Origin of the sequence: Streptomyces sp. NPDC007901 (genome assembly GCF_042959465.1) — a bacterium.
Classification (GTDB): Bacteria; Actinomycetota; Actinomycetes; order Streptomycetales; family Streptomycetaceae; genus Streptomyces.
Genome location: NZ_JBIBKW010000008.1, coordinates 269,806 through 287,535, shown reverse-complemented (window position 1 = coordinate 287,535; position 17,730 = coordinate 269,806). Strand labels below are relative to the sequence as shown.

Annotated in this window: 15 protein-coding genes; 1 reads left to right on the top strand and 14 read right to left on the bottom strand. The window is 69.0% G+C overall.

What is annotated here, in order from left to right; all coding sequences use genetic code 11:
- Positions 1-186: 186 nt before the first annotated feature.
- Together ACFZDK_RS26740 and ACFZDK_RS26735 are read right to left on the bottom strand one after the other, a co-directional pair.
- Positions 187-1,512, bottom strand: a complete 1,326-nt coding sequence (locus ACFZDK_RS26740; protein ID WP_390976219.1) for a transposase — start codon at positions 1,510-1,512, stop codon at positions 187-189.
- A 742-nt stretch (positions 1,513-2,254) separates the two neighbouring features.
- Positions 2,255-2,566 carry a transposase gene (locus ACFZDK_RS26735; RefSeq protein ID WP_390976217.1) on the bottom strand — a complete coding sequence of 104 codons (312 nt, stop codon included), beginning with the start codon at positions 2,564-2,566 and terminating at the stop codon, positions 2,255-2,257.
- A gap of 629 nt (positions 2,567-3,195) precedes the next feature.
- Between ACFZDK_RS26735 and ACFZDK_RS26730 the strand changes: the two genes are divergently transcribed.
- A complete protein-coding gene (locus tag ACFZDK_RS26730) occupies positions 3,196-4,746 on the top strand; it encodes an MFS transporter (protein WP_365793002.1) in 1,551 nt (516 codons plus the stop codon).
- Positions 4,747-5,390: 644 nt separating this feature from the next.
- Here ACFZDK_RS26730 and ACFZDK_RS26725 read toward each other — a convergent pair.
- From ACFZDK_RS26725 to ACFZDK_RS26670, 12 genes are all read right to left on the bottom strand, one after another.
- Positions 5,391-6,107, bottom strand: a complete 717-nt coding sequence (locus tag ACFZDK_RS26725; RefSeq protein WP_365793000.1) for a GntR family transcriptional regulator — start codon at positions 6,105-6,107, stop codon at positions 5,391-5,393.
- 128 nt (positions 6,108-6,235) lie between these two features.
- Positions 6,236-6,952, bottom strand: coding sequence for a GntR family transcriptional regulator (locus tag ACFZDK_RS26720; RefSeq protein ID WP_365792998.1), 717 nt, complete (start codon positions 6,950-6,952; stop codon positions 6,236-6,238).
- Between the two features lie 107 nt (positions 6,953-7,059).
- Entirely contained in the window at positions 7,060-8,277 is a 1,218-nt protein-coding gene (locus tag ACFZDK_RS26715; protein WP_365792996.1) for an acyl-CoA dehydrogenase family protein, read from the bottom strand.
- 32 nt (positions 8,278-8,309) lie between these two features.
- On the bottom strand, positions 8,310-9,992 hold the full coding sequence (locus ACFZDK_RS26710; protein WP_365792994.1) for an AMP-binding protein: 1,683 nt from the start codon (positions 9,990-9,992) through the stop codon (positions 8,310-8,312).
- Positions 9,993-10,079: 87 nt separating this feature from the next.
- A complete protein-coding gene (locus ACFZDK_RS26705) occupies positions 10,080-11,288 on the bottom strand; it encodes a DUF3500 domain-containing protein (RefSeq protein WP_365792992.1) in 1,209 nt (402 codons plus the stop codon).
- Positions 11,285-12,127 carry a cupin domain-containing protein gene (locus ACFZDK_RS26700; protein ID WP_390976212.1) on the bottom strand — a complete coding sequence of 281 codons (843 nt, stop codon included), beginning with the start codon at positions 12,125-12,127 and terminating at the stop codon, positions 11,285-11,287. The genes ACFZDK_RS26705 and ACFZDK_RS26700 overlap by 4 nt, the downstream gene beginning before the upstream one ends.
- 41 nt (positions 12,128-12,168) lie before the next feature.
- Positions 12,169-13,041: an alpha/beta hydrolase gene (locus ACFZDK_RS26695; RefSeq protein ID WP_365792988.1), complete on the bottom strand. Its 873-nt coding sequence runs from the start codon at positions 13,039-13,041 to the stop codon at positions 12,169-12,171.
- Between the two features lie 7 nt (positions 13,042-13,048).
- Positions 13,049-14,062, bottom strand: a complete 1,014-nt coding sequence (locus ACFZDK_RS26690) for an LLM class flavin-dependent oxidoreductase (protein ID WP_365792986.1) — start codon at positions 14,060-14,062, stop codon at positions 13,049-13,051.
- Between the two features lie 83 nt (positions 14,063-14,145).
- Positions 14,146-15,732 carry a benzoylformate decarboxylase gene (gene mdlC / locus ACFZDK_RS26685; protein WP_365792984.1) on the bottom strand — a complete coding sequence of 529 codons (1,587 nt, stop codon included), beginning with the start codon at positions 15,730-15,732 and terminating at the stop codon, positions 14,146-14,148.
- Positions 15,733-15,760: 28 nt separating this feature from the next.
- The gene (locus tag ACFZDK_RS26680; RefSeq protein WP_365792982.1) at positions 15,761-16,183 is read right to left on the bottom strand and encodes a heme-binding protein; all 423 of its coding nucleotides are present in this window, start codon (positions 16,181-16,183) and stop codon (positions 15,761-15,763) included.
- A gap of 141 nt (positions 16,184-16,324) precedes the next feature.
- Positions 16,325-16,714 carry a nuclear transport factor 2 family protein gene (locus ACFZDK_RS26675; RefSeq protein WP_365792980.1) on the bottom strand — a complete coding sequence of 130 codons (390 nt, stop codon included), beginning with the start codon at positions 16,712-16,714 and terminating at the stop codon, positions 16,325-16,327.
- Positions 16,715-16,748: 34 nt separating this feature from the next.
- Positions 16,749-17,717, bottom strand: a complete 969-nt coding sequence (locus tag ACFZDK_RS26670; RefSeq protein ID WP_365792978.1) for a PDR/VanB family oxidoreductase — start codon at positions 17,715-17,717, stop codon at positions 16,749-16,751.
- Positions 17,718-17,730 lie beyond the last annotated feature (13 nt).

Below are 17,730 nucleotides of genomic sequence, written 5' to 3'. Positions count from 1 at the left end.
AGGCGTACTTTAGCCTCGATCGTTCATGAGTCCCCGTCAGCTTGCTGACGGGGACGTTGTGTCTGTGGGGTGGGGTCTTTTCGGGGTTGGGGCAGGCTGAGGGCCCGGCTTTCGCGTCGGGTGGGCGCCGGGTTCCACTTCGCCGGTGGGGGTGGTGCGGGGTGTCGGGACGGTCGGATTCGCTGGTCAGCCGGGGTTCGGGAGGGTGTGGAGTCTGTCGATCGCGTGGGTGATGACGTCGGTCCAGGGCCATCGGGCGGTGAAGCGGAGCCAGCGGTGGCGTCCGGTGTTCACGAGCTGTGCGGCGGCGGAGAACAGGCGCAGGCGGAGCTTCTTGGGTTCCCAGCGGCGGGTGTCGCCGGTCAGGGCGAGCATCGGCATCCAGGCGAGCAGGTCGAGCGCGAGGGAGACGATCTCCAGCCAGATCCGGTTCTGGGCGGTCTCGTGCAGGGGCAGGTTGCGCAGTCCGGTGTCACGGGCGTTTCGGATGCGGTCCTCACAGCGGGCCCGTCTGCGGTGGCGCAGTTCGAGATCGGCGAGCTGGCCGCCTTTGGTGTTGGTCGCGAAGCAGGTCAGCCGCAGTCCGTCGAGGTCGGTGAAGCGCAACTGGGCACCGGGGTGCGGGCGTTCCTTGCGGACGATCAGCCGCATGCCCTTGGGCCAGGTGCTCAGGTTGTAGTAACGCACGCCCGCGGCCGCCTCCATCCCATGGAGAGCGACGTTCAGGAGCACGGGGCTGATCACCCCGCCCTGTGGCGTCCCCTCCTGAGTCGGGGTGAACCGGCCGCGTTCGACCACGCCGGCCTTCAGCCACTGTCGCACCATGTCCCGGGCGGGAAAGGTGCCGAGCTGGGCGAGAAGGTGGTCGTGGTCGATACGGTCGAACGCCGCCGCCAGGTCCGCGTCCAGGATCCATACGCGCCCGGGGTTCTTCCCGTTCAGCGTGTTGTAGATAACCCCGATCGCGTCATGGCAGCCCCGGCCCGGGCGGAAGCCGTACGACCTCGCCTCGAACCGGGCCTCCCACTCGGGCTCCAGTGCGTTCGCCGCCCGGGCCTGATGGCACCGGTCGATGATCACGGGAATGCCGAGCGGGCGGCGTTTTCGCCCCGCCCCGTTCTTCGGGATGAACACCCGCCGGACCGGACGGGCCTGCCAACTACTGGCGCGTTGCTGGATGAAGCGCGCCAGTTCGGCCTTGCCCGGGGTGGTGAGCACGACTTGCCCGTCCGCCCCTGCTGTCTTTCGTCCGGCATTGATCTCCGTCGCCCGCCGCACGCTGACCAGCGTGTTGGAAAGGCTCCGGAGCATCAGCTTCTGCAGGTTCCTGACCTTGGCCAGGTCCCCGTCCCTCGATGCCGTGAAGATGCGCTGGCGCAGTCGGCGTACGTTCTCCTGCGCACCGTCCCAGTCAATGCTGTTCCAGTCCGCGAAGAAGCCGCCCTCCGGTCCGTTCACCCCGAGCACCGCCGGGGCGTCCAACTTGTCCTTCGGTACTGCCACTGTTGCCATCGTCCCTCCCCACAGGCTCACCCGGCTCACGTCTGCGTCCTTTCGGACCCACGCAACAAGGCCCGGTATCCGGCGAGTTGGCCAGGACCGCAGCGGAGAGGCCGCCGCACGTGCCGTCCCGGTTTCCCCTGGCCTTTCGGCCCACCGGCATTCGCTTCTTGAGCCGTCCTGTCCCGCCGGAGACGTCAGCCTTCCTCACGGTCGGCCCACCGCCGCCCCGCCAAGGGCAGCGGCCTCCGTCGGGGTTTCCACGTTCCGCGCATGCGAGATGCGGCCGGGGTGGGCGCCCTCTATGCCCCGGGGCGGCGGTGTCCACCCGGGCGGCGTGAAACATCCGCCCGGCGCCTGCCGCCTCACAGCGGCCCGCCCTTCACCCCGCTTCCGCATCCCACCCGCGGGGGCTTCTCTCACGAGGCGTCATCGAGGGTTCACTGGTGTTCGCCCGTCCGGCCTTCCCCTTGCCTGTCACCCCCGGGTGGAACGGAGGTCCTTGGGCTTCTTCCTGGAGCTTCGCACCCCGCCGTTGCCAGCGACGCACGTCCAGGCGGGGACGGGTCATCGGACACGAACCCGGGACTACCCTGTCATCGGCGACACCGCCGACCCCCTCTCCAAGAGCATCCACTCAACACACGCGACCTCGTGTCGCACCTTCACCTGGAGAGTGCTTCTTTCCTCGCAGCTGACAGGACCCTCGACACGTCCCATCGTTGCAGGTCAGCAGCACTCTCCGCTTATTTGATCAAGACCCGGACAATCCCACTCGCGAAAGCGCGAGGTTAACGGCCTGTGTCACCCAGGAGGCGGTCGGGTGTGCGGTGGCGCCCAGGATGCGAACACGCCGGCTGGCGTGCCCGAGCACGGCGAACACGTATAGCCGCGTGCCCGTCAGAGTGACCGTCGCGAAGAAGTCGCAGGCCAGCAGGGCATCGGCCTGGGAGCGCAGGAAGCCGACCCAGGTCGTTACGGCGCGTTCGGGCGCCGGGCCGGTCCCGGCATCCTTCAGGATCTCCCACACGGTGGAGGCGGCCACCTGCACGCCCAGGACGGGCATCTCACCGTGGATGAGCCGATATGAGTACCCTGCCCCGCCCAGACAGACCCTCACCTGCATGGATGAGGCTTCCGGCAAGCACAGGGCGCCGCGGTCGGCCCTGTGGGTACGGCTTGGCTGACGTATCGCTTCAGCCGTGCCGTGATGCGCGATCAGGCGGTGGTGACACCTACCGGGGCGAACTGATCGGCAGATCCGGCAGTGTGGATGACGCACAGTCTGTCGACCTGTCTCTGCGGGACAGTCAACCGGCCGAGGTGGGGCCGTCGCGGCAGCACGATCCACCAGGGCGTCGTATCCAGCTCGGTCGCCGTGGCGGAAGTTGCTGGTCGCAGGACCGGGCCACGCCGCCTCGCGCTCGCGCGTGATGTTCTCCATGGCCATGATCCACAGGACCTGGACAGCGTTCCGAGCTGTGCCCGTGGGATGCCCGGGCAGCCGGGCATGGGGGATGAAGTCCCAGTCCACCGCGACGGCGGGCCGAGTCCAAGCCGTCGTGTCACATCAGCCGCACCTCGTGGCGGCAGATGCCGCAGGCGGCTGCTGGAGCGGGCGCTCACCGGGAGGGCGTAGTGGGATGTCAACGATGTCGATGAGAGAGGTCAATCAGCCTAGTTGACATCTCAGACATGGTGGCTGATATTTCAAGAATCCACGGCGTCTCAATGACGATGCGTTCGGAGGACCCCTTGAGCTCGTCCACTCCCGTCCCCGCCGGTGTGGTCTCGTTCGGCACTGCCGAATGGACTCCGCGACTGGTTTTGTCCCTGGTATCGCTTGTCTGCCTCGTCGAGTCGGCGGCGTTCGCCAATGTGAGCACCGCCACCGCGATACCCAAGATCATCAACCATTTCCACACCACACAAGGCGGCTGGCTGGTGACAGTCACCCTGCTGGCCGGAGCCGCCTCCGCCCCGCTGCTCGGCAAGCTTGCCGACCTGTACGGCAAGCGCCGGATGATCCTGATCACGCTGGTCGTGGCAGGCCTCGGTGAGATCGTCGGCGCGACCGCGCCCGCGTTCTGGGCCATGATCGTCGCCCACATTCTGCTCGGCGCGCTCACCGGCCTGCTGTTCCTGTGTTACTCGCTGATCCGGGATGTCTATCCGAAGAGGCTGGTTCCCTTCGCCGCGAGCGTCTCCGTGACAGGCATCGGGCTTCTCATGGTCGGCGCACCCTTCCTCATCGGCGTCCTGCTCGATCACCTCGGGTTCCGCTCGCTCTACGTGTTCAACCTCGCGTGGCTGGTCGTGATGGGGGCACTCATGCTCCTGACCACCCCGGAGACCCCCGTGCGCCGTCCCGCGCGGATCGACGCGCTGGGCATACTCCTGCTGGCCGGCGGTGTCACGCTGATCCTGCTCCCGGTGAGCAAGGGCACGGAGTGGGGGTGGGGTTCGGGTCGTGTCGTCGGCCTGCTGATCGCCGGAGCGGCCGCGCTCGCGATCTACGCGGTCGTCTCGCTCCGAGTCAGCGAACCAGTGCTCAACCTGCGGGTCCTCGTCCGCCGGACCGTCCTGTTCGGGGTGCTGGGCGGGGGCCTGGGCAATGGTCTCGCACCGGTGATCACGACGCTGATGGCGCTGCTTGCGATGACGCCCCGGCAACTGGGCGGCACTTACGGCCTGGGCTTTTCGGCGACCCGGTACGCCTTTGTGCTGGCGCCGTTCGCCCTCGGGAGCGTCGTGGCCGGCCTCGTGGCCGGCGTGCTGGTCAGACGGACCGGCCCCCGGCTGCTCATGTACGTGGGCCTGGGCGTGCTCACGGTCGGCTCGCTGGTACTGATGTCCGCGCACGACACGGTCGCAAAGATACTCGTCGGGGTCGTGATCCTCGGTATCGGGACCGGTTTCGCGATGGGCGCCATGCCGAACCTGGTCATCGCGGGAACGCCTGAGTCGGAGCAGGGTTCGATGTCATCGGCCGGCGGGCTCAGCTCGGGGTTCATCGGCGCGACCCTGTCCACGGTGACCTTCGCGATCATGACACCCAGCGCCAAGTCCCCGGTGCCCGGCGTGCTCGTCTACGGCGACTCCGCAATCTCCACCAGCCTGCTGGTCCTCGCCGTCATCACCTTCGTCACCCTGCTGATCGGGGCGGTCTTCCTTCGCCCGCACGACGGCGGTGCGGCCGAGAGGCAGGCGGCGGTATCCGCGCAGGAACCCGCTCTACCCGTGTGAGGCAACTGGCCCTGCCGGGCGGTCACGAAGCTTACCGCCCGGCAGGGCAGCCGCGATACGGTCTGTCGTTGCGATGACGGCCTTCCGACCGTAGTCGCGATGCGCTGCTCTCGGCATCCGCGACCACGGTCCCGGAATCGACAACGAGGCCCCCGGCCGGCCGTCACCCGGCTGGATGGGCGTGGCCAGGGATGCGACCCGGTCCTGGAGTTCGTCGGCGCTGATCGCGTGACGCGAGCCCTGCCTTGCCACTGGGCTGGCATGCGACAAGAGACACGAGCGCCTGGCGGCGCGATGGCAACTACCAGGTGTCGACTGTCGATTCGTCCGAATCCGCACCACGTTGTCGCCGCCGCGGACCGTGGGACGGATGGCCCCCGTGGTGGTGGCGAGGTCGTCGATGTGCGGCAGCGCCTGCCTCCGCAGCCTGCCTGGCTCGCCTCCCGCGCTTCCTACCTGGAACGCCCGGGGGTGAGCGCCCAGTGGATCGCTTTCCAGCCGGCCCGCTCGGCGGACGTGGCCAGACCGCGCCGGACGGTCGTCCTGGACAGGGCGAGCGATCGGTCGAGTTCGGACAGGCGGATCGGCTGCGACCACGGAACGGACCAGCGTCCGTGTCTCAGCCGGGCACACCTCAACGTAGGTCAGCCGCGCACCGTGGTGATCTCGCTGGCGACGACCGACGGCCAGCGGGTCAGGACTCTCAGGACGCGCGCGTGCAAGTCGCCGATGTAGTCGCGGACGCGTGCCGCTGCGGCATCTCCGTCGCGGCGTTCGACGAGCTCGATCCACTCCTTGTCGACTGATGGATCGGGCATCGAGGTACTGGCCTCGGCCGTGATGAGCGCCAGGATCCGGGCGATGTCGTTGTGCAGTCGGTCGTGGACCCGGATGAGGTAGTCGTTGTCTGTCGCCGCCGCAAGGCTGGCGAAGGCCGCGGTGGCCGCCTCGACCCGTCGCAGGGGCTGCTCGCCGGCCTCGCTGCCCGTCGAGTCGCTGCCGGGTATGGCGGCGGAGAACGCGGCGATGATCTGCTGGCGCTGTTCGGCAGTGGCGTCCTGCACGCCAAGGCGGGCGGTCTCCGGCCCTACGATCCGCCAGAGTGTGAACAGGTCGTCGACGGTCTTGAGGGTCAGCGGGGTCACCTGGTAGCCCTTGCGGGGCAACGTCAGGACGAGACCCTCGTGGCTGAGGCGGGTGAGCGCGTCACGGATGGGCGAGATGCCGAAGCCGGTGGTCTCGGCGAGCGATCGTTCGGTGAGCCGCTGGCCCGGGACGAGCCGACAGGACACGATGTCGGCCCGTAGCTGTCGGTAGGCGGCGTCGCCGAGTGACACGGGTTCGGACGAGGGCACGGACACGTTGCTCGCTCCCGGACGATGGAAAGACTCGGTGACATACCAGCGGGTTGATGATACCGCTTCACCGAGCGGCTCTGGGTGGCCCCGTGGGGTACGTCACCCGACGACGTGGCGCGGGCGGGGGGTGCTCAGCGACGCAGCGGAAGCACCACGCCCTCGCCGGTCTTCGGCAGGTCGCCCAGCACGAGCATCGCCGACGCGTGGGTTGCCGCGGTGACATCGCGGATGATCCGCGTGGCCGTGAGACCGTCGCGACGGTCGAAGGTCGAGTCCCATGTCACGCCCGCGGCCAGGAACGTGTCCACGGAGTCGGCCGCGATGAGGATCAAAGTCAAGACGCGCCATGTCTCGCCGGCGAGTGACCGGTAGACCTCGATGAGCCGGTCGTTGCGGGAGGCGATGGCGAGCAGCCCGAAGACCCGTTCGGTGATGTCGACGAACCGGACGACGCGATCCCGGTCCAGTGGGCCGGCGAGCGTCGTGTTCCCGTCCACCACCAGCTGTCGCAGTTCAGCGGCCTGCTCCGGATCGGCCCGGCTGGTGCCCAGCGCGGCCATCTCCGGGCCGAGCAATTCCCAGACAGTGAGCAGATCGTTGACGGACTTCGGGGTGAGCGGGGTGATCCGGTACGCGTTGGGGGGCACCGCCTGGACCAGACCGTCCCGCACGAGGCGCGTCAGCGCGTCACGGACCGGGAGCAGCCCGAGTCCGAGCTCGACGGCGCTCCGGCGCTCGGTGAGCAATTGGCCGGGAACCAGCTCGCAGCTCATGATCCGGTTCCGCAGCATGCGGTACACAGCCTCGGACGACGGAACATCCGTCGCCAACACACGTCTGTCTGCCATGGTCCCGCCCTTCGGCCGAACGTCGCGCGACCGGTGCAGCGGGCCACACCGGCGTGGCCTAACGAGCGTCATGCTACGACAGCGTAACTGAAGTGTCACGACCCCAATCACGGGATATTTGGCGCGAACCTGCGGAGCTCACGGCGCGCGAGGGACATCTTGTGGACCTCGTCGGGTCCGTCGGCGATACGCAGCATGCGGGCCTGGGCGTACAGCTCGGCCAGGGGAAAGTCCTGGCTCACGCCACCGCCGCCGTGCGCCTGGATCGCGTGGTCGATGACCCAGGTGGCCATCCGCGGTGCGGCCACCTTGATACCCGAGATCTCGATCGCCGCGCCGCGGTTGCCGACGGTGTCCATCAGCCATGCCGTCTTCAGCACCAGGAGGCGGGTCGTCTCGATACGTATGCGTGCTTCCGCCACCCACTCCTGGAAGACGCCCTGCTCGGCGAGCGGTTTGCCGAAGGGGGTGCGCTGGTGGGCTCGGGCGCACATGAGGTCGAAGGCGCGTTCGGCCATGCCGATCAGGCGCATGGCGTGGTGGATCCGGCCGGGGCCGAGGCGTGCCTGGGCGATCGCGAAACCGCCGTGCAGCTCGCCCAGGAGGTTCTCCCGAGGGACCCGGACGTCGTCGTAAACGATCTCGGCGTGACCACCGTGACCGCTGTCGGAGTATCCGAACACGCTGGTCGACCGCAGGACCTTCACCCCGGGGGTGTCGAGCGGGACCACGACCATGCTGTGGGTGCGGTGGCGTTCTCCGCCCGGGTTCGAGCGGCCCATCACGATGGCGACCTGACAGGCGGGGCTCATCGCGCCGCTGGACCACCATTTGCGGCCATTGATGCGGAACCCGTCGCCGTCCTCGGTGATCCGGGTGTCGATGTTGCTCGCGTCGGAGCTGGCGACCTGGGGCTCGGTCATCGAGTAGGCGGAGCGGATCTCACCGTCGAGCAAGGGCTCGAGCCACCGCTTCTGAACCGACGGCGTGGCGAAATGCGCGAGCGTCTCCATGTTGCCGGTGTCGGGCGCGGAGCAGTTCAGCGCTTCCGGCATGATCCACGGGCTTCGGCCGGTGATCTCGGCGACGTGCGCGTATTCGAGGTTGGTCAGTCCGGCGCCCCGCTCTCCGGGAAGGAAGAGGTTCCACAGGTCACGGTCACGGGCGGCCTTCTTGAGCTCCGCCATGACCGGCGGGGTGTCCCACGGCCCGACCTGGGTCTTCTGCTGCGCGTAGACCGGTTCGGCGGGGATGGCCAACTCGTCCAGGAACTCGGTGGCTCGTCGCTTGAGATCCCGGATCTTCTCGGTTTCCGTGAAATCCATGGTTGCTCCGTCGTGTCCTTTCGATGGTGCGCTCAGCGGCCGGCGCTTGCCTGCGGGGGGTTGTCGCGGAGTTGCCGCCGCAGGATCTTGCCCGTCGCGGTCTTGGGAAGTTCGTCGACGATCTCGACGAGCCGTGGGTACTTGTAGGCCGCCATGTTCTCCTTGGCGTACCGGATGAGTTCGTCCGGCCTCGCCGTCGCGCCGGGCTGCAGCGAGACGAAGGCCTTGACGGTCTCGCCGCGATAGGAGTCGGGGACCCCCACCACGGCCACCTCCCGGACCGCCGGGTGGGTGTAGAGCAGATCCTCGACTTCACGTGGCCACACCTTGTACCCGGAAGCGTTGATCATGTCCTTCTTGCGGTCGACGAGATAGAACCAGCCCTCGGCGTCCATGAAGCCCACATCGCCGGTGCGCAGTTCGCCGCCCGGGAAGGCCGCTGCCGATTCCTCCGGCCGGTTCCAGTAGCCGGGGACCACCTGCGGGCCGCTGATCGCGATCTCGCCGATCTCGCCGACTGCTCGTTCCTCGCCGTCGTCGTCCAGGATGCGGGCCACGGTGCCGAAGACCGGTACCCCGATGGAGAGCGCGCCCGACGTCGGGTCGACCGGTGCCTTGGCGCCGAGCGGTGTCCCGTGGGTCGGCGAGTTGGTCTCGGTCAGCCCGTAGATGTTGTGGATGTAGATCCCCGTTCTGGCCTGGAACGCGTCATTGACGGCGGGCGCGATCGGCGCGCCACCGGAGTACACGATCCGCAGCGACGAGAAGTCCTCCGCCGGATGGCCGGACTCTTCGGCGAGCCGGGTGAGCGCGGTGATCGCGGCGACCGTGACGGTGGGGCGGTGCTCGCGCAGCGCGTCCAGCATGACCGCGGGATGGAAGCGGTGGGTGAGCACGAGCGGGCATGGCAGCAGCAGCGACAGGCCCACATGTGCGACCAGACCGGTGATGTGGAACAGCGGGGCGATGCCGAGCACGCTGTCGGCCGAGGCCAGGCCGAGCCACTCGCGGAAGTTGTAGCAGCCGTACACCATCGTGCGGTGGGTGTTCATCGCGCCCTTGGACCGGCCGGTGGTCCCCGACGTGTAGGTCAGCACCGCGATGTCGTCCGGTTCCGGGGGCGCGACCCCAGGTCGTTGTCCGCTGTGGACCTCGATGAGCGACAGCAGGTCGAGCGTGCCGTCGGCGACGGGCACGCGTGGTGCCTGGAGCACTCGTTCGTCGTTGCGGGTCTGCCAGTCCGATTCGGAGGCGGTGATCACCGTGTCGACGCTCGTCCGCCCGGTGGCGATGACATCCCGCGCGATGTCCTCGTACAGACTGTCCAGGCAGAGCAGTGCCTTCGCGCCGGAGTCGGCGAGCAGGTACTCCAGTTCCCGGGCCTTGTTCATCGGGTTGATGGCGACCGCGGCGCCGCCGGCCTTCCAGACCCCGAGCAGACCGATGACGAAACCCGGATCGTTCTGCACGTAGACGGCCAGCCGGTCGCCGCGCTGGAAACCGCTCTCCAGGAGGACGAGTGCGAGCGCGTCGGACGAGCGGTCGAGCTCGGTGAGGGTGAGCCGGCCGTCGAAGTAGTGGAGCGCGATCTGATCGGGTACGCGCTCGACGGAGGCACGGAACAACTCGAGCATGGTGTGGTGCTCGGGCTCGATGCAGGCCGGCTGGCCTGTGCGGTAGTGGGCCAGCCACGGCAGGTCATGGTAGGTGTTCACCTGGGAGCTCCCCGGGGCAACTGACATTTCGGAAACGTCTTCTCGTACTGGGAAGGTCACGACCCGAGCGGCCGTGGCATCGCTCACTCAGTGGTGATGGTGGGCGTAGTGCTGGCGCAGGAGGTCCTTGCCGTAGTCACCGCCGTTGGGCGTGCGCACGATCGTGTGGACGTGAAACGGCTCGGGTTCGTCGTTGTCGAGGAAGATGCCGGGGTGGTTGTCGTACTCGATGAGCACGACCGGGCTGTGCACCCGGTAGTAGAAGGGCGCGCCCTCGTCCCAGGTGCCGATCCAGGCGAGGTGGGTGGTGTCGAGGTGCTGCTTTACCTGCGCCCGGCGGTGAGCACGCGGCTTTTCCGGCAGGGCTTCCAGGTAGGGGTCGGTGAGCGCGAGGAGCAGTTCGAGCTGACCGGCTGTCAGCTGGTCGCCGGCGAGGCCGGTGTAGGGCAGGACCAGGTTGTCGCGCCCGGCTCCGGCACGGTGCCGGCCGTCCACGGCTCCCGCCAGCTCGTGCGGGAGCTCGGTGGAGAGCATCGACCCGTACAGCAGTGCCCGGTCGCGCTGTACGGCGGTCAGGGACGCCATCAGCTCCCGCGCGCGGTCCTGATGCTGGGCGAAGACGACGTCGCCGTCGAACTCGACGCCGAGGAACGCCGGTGTGAGCACGATCTGTCCGCCGATGAACAGGCAGTGCAGGTCCACGTGATGGCCCTGCAGCTGCCAGCCCCATGGCCGGTCGGACGAGGGCTCGCCGAAGACGGTGAACCGGTAACAGAACTCGGTCAGGGTGTTGCTGTAGCCACCGACCAGATCCCCGAGCGCGCCGTTGAGGCGCATGGCGTGGCGCGCCTGCTCGAATCCGGCTCCGCTGATCGAGGACTCGATGACGGCCAGCGCGGCCTCGCGTTCCGGGTCGGTGAGCTCCTGCAACAGCAGACCGTGCTCTTCGAAGGTCAGGAAGGCGTTGCTCCACATGCGCCACTCGACCGCGTCCAGCGGCAAGGCGGCCTTCGCACGCTGCCGCGTGTTCAGGCCGGCGAGGTAGTCGCGGGCCGCCTGCGCGGCGTGGGCGACCGGTGCGCCCTCGTCGCGCAACTCGAACAGCCCGGGTACCGGGTTGCCGTCAGTGGTGACACCGACGAAGGGCTGGCCCGCGGTTTCCGCGACGGGCGGCAGCTCGGCGTCGCCGATGAGTGCGAATACCGCCGCGATACCGGCTTCGTCGGAGAAGTCGACCGCCCCACGCCGCAGCGGCAGGTTCGCCGGGCGCGGGCCGTAGGAGCCGAGCCCGGTCATCGCGTCGCTCCGTTGGTCGCTGCGGCCGATGTGATCGTGCTGCCGAACTCTTCGCCGTTGACGGCGAAGGTGACCCCGCGGTCCCATGGCCTGCCCGGCTCGGGCGCGGGCGCCAGCACTCCCAGGTGCTTTTCGGTCACGTCGCCCTCGTTGTACTGCCGGTGCGGCACGCCCGCGGGAAGGACGACGAGTGTTCCGGGCTCGACGATGTGCTTTTCGAGCGCGACCTCGACGGTGAGCCGGCCCTCCAGGACGAGGTAGTACTGGTCGAACTCGTGGACGTGGGTGCCGGGCCCGGCCTTGCCGGGGTCGACTTCCATGTAGTTGACGACGGTGCGGTGGGAGCCGGACTCGGGGTCGACAAGGGGCTGCATCCGCATGCCGGGCAACACCTCGGGCACGGCCGTGAGATCGAGCGCGCGCACGAGACCCGGGCGATCGGTCCGGTCCTCTACCGGTATGTCGGCCGGCGAGTCGACCATGATCGCGATCTGCGTCAAGGGCGCCGGCGCGGGAACGATCATCTCGAAGTGGGTCTCGGCGCCAGGACCCTCGTTCCAGTTGCAGTGCGCCAGCCCGGCCGGGATGAACACCAGGCTGCCCGCCTCGACCTGATGGACCTCGTCGCCGAGGCGCACCTTCATCGAGCCCCGCATCAGGTAGTACAACTGATCGCTGCGGTGGTAGTGCAGGCCCGGGCCGCAGCCGCCCTCCTCGATGGTGCTCGCGATCATCAGCGCGCTTTCGAGATGCGAAAGGAACTGCGCCCGATAACCCTTGAACCCGGTATCGATCGCCTGGTCGATATCGAGCGGTCGAACATAACGCATGCGTGTCATCCAGGACCTCCCGCAAAGAGCAAAACTGAGTTCGTGATGTGTCAGGCGTGGTTGGGTGTCCGACCGGCTTCGCCCCCCGGCGGAGGCATCGAGGCGAGGGGGTTGCCCTCGAGTACTTCCTTCGCGACCTGGTCGGGTTCGATGACCTGCGCGCGCAGGAACTCGAGGACGAGTCCGGTGCTGCTGCGGGTGTAGCGCGGTGTCGCGTCGAACTCGTGGTCCTGGCCGGCGATCAGGTGGAGCTCGCTGGTCACCCCGGCCGCGGTGAGGGCGTCGAAGAGGCACAGGCTCGTGACGGGGGGAATGAACCGGTCGGCAGTGCCGTGGACCAGGACGGTTGGTGGGTAGTGCTCGTCGACGTGGTTGATCGGGCTGGCCGCCGAGGCGTCGTCGGCCGTGGCATCGGGCCCGAGCATCTGCTGGGCCGGCAGCTCGCCGTGACCGGGCGTCAGGGACAGCGCGGTGGGAGCGTAATACGCGATCACGGCCGCCGGGGCCGGCAACGGCGCCGCGCCGCCGAGCCCGTCGGGCTCGTCGTGGCCCGCGGTTCCGGCCACGAGCAGCGCGAGCTGGGCGCCGGCGCTGTGCCCCTGCAGCACGATGCGGCCGGCGTCGAGGCCGAGTTCGTCGGCGTGCTCGTGTGTCCACCGCAGAGCCGCCCGGGCGTCGTCGAGTTGCGCGGGCCACGCAGCGGAGTCGAACAACCTGTAGCCGACGGCGATCGTGGTGAAGCCGCGTGCGGTGAGTGCCCGGCACCGGGCGTGCACGGCTGTACGGTCACCGTGCCGGAAGGCGCCGCCGTGCAGCACCAGGACGGTGGTGCGCAGATCGGCGGCCGGGTCGGGGGTGAAGACGTCCAGCTGCTGACGCGGGTCGCCGCCGGGAACGTAGTCGAAGGTGGAGAACTCGCTCATCGCCGGGTCAGCCGATCTCGGCCGCGCGCAGCCGGGGGGCGACCTCGCGACCGTACAACTCGTGTACCTTGCGCAGTTCGTCCGGCTCGAAGATGTTGAACATGGCCACGAAGTTGCCGACGCCGAGGGCCCGGCACTGGCGGATGATCTCGTCGGCCACCTGCGAGGGAGTGCCGTAGATGAGCTCGTCGGGGTCGAGTGTCGTGTGCGGGGCGTCGGGGATCTTCAGGCTGTCCAAAGTGACGCGCGTGTGCTTCTCGATTCCCTCCCTGCCGAGCTGTCCGGCTCGGTCGCGGTCCGCCTCGTTCTCGACGATCATGACCGCGCGACGGATGCCGACCTGGTCGGGCCCGCTGGGCATACCCGCCGAGCGGGCGGCCTCCTGGTAGGCCTCGTACACCGGCACCAGCTTCTCGACATTGACGAAGCCGCCGCACATCTTCAGTCCCAGGGCACCGGCGCGGCTGGCCGATGCCACGCTCGTGGAGGCGGTCCAGACCGGCGGCGAGGGTCGCAGGAAGCTCGGTGTGATCCGAATGTCCTCGAAGGAGAAGTGCTTGCCCTGGTGGGAGACGACCGGTTTGGTGGTGGCGGCGAGCAGTACCTCCAGTGTTTCGGCGTGCACCTCGGCCGCCTTTTCACGGGAGATGCCCACGATGCCGAGCTCGGGTGGGATGCCGCTGACCACTCCCATCTCCAGGCGTCCGTCGGTGAGGTGGTCGAGCATGGCGAACTCCTCGGCGACCCGCCACGGGGTGGCGTAGCCCGAGACGGAGCCGAGCACGCCCAGGCGCAGGGTGGTGGTGCGGGCGGCGAGGTTGGCGATCACCAGGTTCGGCGACGGGCTGTAGCCGGGTCCGAAGTGGTGCTCGCTGAAGAAGATGCCCTCGAACCCGAGCGCCTCGTCGTCGACCCACAGATCGAGATAGCGGCGGAACTGTTCGTGCACGGTGGCGGGATCCTCACGACCGACCGGGTCGTGGACCGCGCGGAAGAACTCGAAAAGCCAAGGCTTGATCATCAAGGGTTCCTAGTCGGTTGTAGGGATCCCGTTGCGGGGATCTGGAATGCGTCGGCCACCGCTCCGCGCCGGCCGGACCGCGATCACGGCCGGGTGCGTTCGGTTTCGACTTCGATCAGGGTGGGTTTCCCGCTGCCGAGGGCCGATTTGAACGCCGCGGCGAAGTCCTCGGGCGTGCTCACCGAGGTGGCGTTCATGCCGTAGCCGCGCGCGAGCAGGGTGAAGTCGATGTCGGGGACGTCCATCCCGGCCACCTCGCCGACGTCGAGGACTTCGGAGAACCAGCGCAGCGCCCCGTAGGTCCCGTTCTTGAGGATGACCGTGATGACGGGGATGTCGTACTGGGCGGCCGTCCAGAGCGCCGTGATCCCGTAGTTCGCCGAACCGTCGCCGATGAGCGCGACGACCTGCCGTTCGGGGCGGGCCAGTTGGGCGCCGACAGCGGCGGGCAGACCGAAGCCGAGACCGCCTGCCGCCGGCCACAGGTAACTGCCGGGGTGTTGCATGTCCGTCTGCGCCCAGAAGGCGCTTGTCGTGGAGGTTGACTCCGTCACCCAGACGGTGTCGGCGGGCGCGAGCGCACGCAGGTCGGCGAACAGTTGCTCCGGGTGGACCCTGCCGTTCGACGCCGCTGGTACCGGGAAGTCGGGCAGGGGAGGAAGCTGGGGACGCCGGTCGGGGGTGACGGCGTCCGCCAGCCTGGTGAGGGTGTCATGACTCGCGCCGACGAAGGCCTCACCCATCGGAGCGCGAGTCGCCTCGCCCGGATCGCTGGTGACGTGCAGGAGCCGGGCACCGGGCGCGAGGTAGGGGCCCGGTTCGAACTGGTGGTAACGGAACACCGGGGCTCCGATCACCAGGATCAGGTCGTGCCGGGCCAGTGCCTGCGTCACCCCCCGCACCGATGACGGGAGCACGCCGCGGAAGCCGCGGTGCCGGGTCGGGAAGGAACAGCGCGACGAGAACGGGGAGAGCCACACGGGTGCGCCGAGGGCCTCCGCGAGCCGCACCGCCTCGCCGTTCGCGCCCGAGGCGTCGACCTCGGGCCCCAGCACGAGCACGGGGCTGGCCGCCTCGTCCAGCGCGGTCACCAGCTCGCCGAGCTGGTCGGCGCTCAGACAGCCCCCGTAGGCGGTCCGGCGGCGCAGCAGGTGCGCCGTCTCCTCGGGCGCCTCGCGGGCCCAGTCGTCGTACGGCACCGCCACGAACACCGGGCCCTGGGCCGGCAGGGTCGCCGTGTGGATCGCCTGGCTGATCACCCGTGGCACATCCTCGGCGCAGGCCGGCTGGCAACTCCACTTCACCAGCGGCCGCAGCAGCGTCTCCGGCTCGACGATGGACAGCACCACCTCCTGCCCGACGGTGCTGCGGACCTGCTGGCCCGCCAGCACCACGAGCGGGGTGTGCGAGTACACCGAGTTCGTCAGCACGCCCATCGCGTTGCCGGTTCCGGCCGCGGCGTGCAGGTTCACCACGGCGGGCCCGCCGGATGCCTGCGAGTAGCCGTCCGCCATGGCCAGCACCGCGCCCTCGTGCAGCCCCAGGACGTACCGGAAATCGTCCGGCATGCCCGCGAGGAAGGGCAGCTCGTTCGAGCCCGGATTGCCGAAGACGGTTGTCAGGCCGTGTGTTCGCAACAGCTCGTACGTCACGTCACGGACAGTCGTCATGGTCTGTACATCCTTGGGGGTCGGTCGGTCAGGCGAGCAGGTCGGTGATGCTCTTGGCGGCGACGGCGGCCATGCGGTCGTCGGTTTCGCCGTCGGCGCCGCCGACGCCGATGCCGCCGATGTTTTCCGTGCCGTCGACGGTGATCGGGAGTCCGCCGGGGGCGGGGAGCAGGTTGGGGTCGATGAGGTGGGGCGGTGCGACGGCCATCTGGGGGCTGGCGGCGAACTGGGCGAACGCCGCAGTGGTGAATCCGGTGACGGCGGAGGTGTAGGCCTTGCGGCGGGCGGTCTCGATGGCGATGGGTCCGGCGCCGTCGTCGGCGAGCAGGATCCGGGTGATGCCGCCGCGGTCGACGACGGCGACGGCGAGCGCGAGTCCTTCGGCGCGGCCCGCGGTGAGTACGGCGTCGGCGGCGGCGCGGGCCGCCTCGTAGGTCAGGGGGGCCCTCATGCCGCACCGCCGACGAGGGGGTGGGCGTGCCTGGGGGGCGGGAGTGCCCGCGATGAGGTGGCAGTCATGTGCGTCTCCTGCTGGGGGGTGTATTCGGATCGAGGGTGTGACGGCCGGCCGACGGGGACCGGCCGGTGTGGTTCATCCGGGCGGCAGACGCCGAGCCATCTGCAGGTGCGCGAGCTGCCAGCCGTCGTCGGCGCGGACCCAGACGCGGGAGACGGCCTGCTGGATGGCGAAGGGGGGCGTGTCGGGCACGAACGGGATGAGCATCTCCTGCAGGCAGCTCACCGTCGCCATGCCGGGGAAGTGGCGGACGGTGGAGGTCAGGATCTTGATGCCGTGGGGTGTGGGGCGCTTGGCCGTGTCGGTGAGGAACTGCTCCTTGTCGTGGATCAGTCCGACAGGGGAGTGGACGACGACGAACTGCGGATGCAGCAATTCCCGTAGGGGCTCGGCGGTGGGTGCGAGCAGGGCCTTGAGCAAGGCCGCTTCGGCGTCGTCGACGGTCGTCGGGGGTGGGGCGGTCACGGGGGATCCCTTTCGCGGGGTGGGGGGTGTGGGGTCACAGGTCGAGTTCGAGGTGGTGGCCCAGTGCGCGGGAGGAGCAGGTGGCGAACAGTCCGTCGGCGCGTTCCTCGTCGGTGAGGACGTCGTCGCGGTGGTCCGGTTCACCGGCGAGGACGCGGAGCACGCATGCGCCGCAGATGCCCTGCTGGCAGGACGAAGGCGCGTCGACGCCGTTGCGGAGCAGGACGTCGAGGACGCTCTCCTCCGGCGCGACGTGGTACTCGGCGCCGGTGGAGGCCAGCCGGACCGTGAATCCGTCACCGGGGCCGGCGTCGGCGGCTGTCGCTGTCGGGGTGAAGCGTTCTTTGTGCAGTGCGTTCGGTGGCCAGCCGAGTTCGCGGGCGCCGTCGAGGACGTAGTCGATGAACGGGCCCGGGCCGCAGACGTAGACAGCGGTGTCCTCGGCCGGGGGCCCGAGGTCCCGGCGCAGGCCGAGTCTCTGGTCGTCCGGCTGGTCGTCCAGGTGCAGGACGACCCGTGGGTGGTCGGCGAACAACTCGGCCAACGCGACTTCCGGGGCGGAGCGCGCGCAGTAGTGCAGTGTGTAGTCCCCGCCGGTGGCGTCGAGCTGCTGGGCCATTGCCACCAGCGGGGTGATGCCGATCCCGCCCGCGAACAGCAGGTGCCGGCGCGCCGACGTCAACGGGAAGTTGTTGCGCGGAGCCGAGATCTGCACGTGGTCTCCGACCTCGAGCCGGTGTATCGCCGCCGACCCGCCCCGGGACTGCTCCTCGCGCAGGACCGCGATCCGGTACCGCTTGCGGTTGCCGGGCTCGCCGCACAAGGAGTACTGCCGGACCAGCGCGGTATCGGACCCGAGCGGGCCCAGCAGCACATCGATGTGCGCCCCGGCCTCGTGCTCCGGAAACGGGGTGCCGTCGATCGGTTCCAGGTTCAGCACGACCACGCGCGGGGTCGTCATGGTTCGGTCGGTGACGACCGCGTCGATCCAGGTAGTCGTCATCGATCGACCCCGG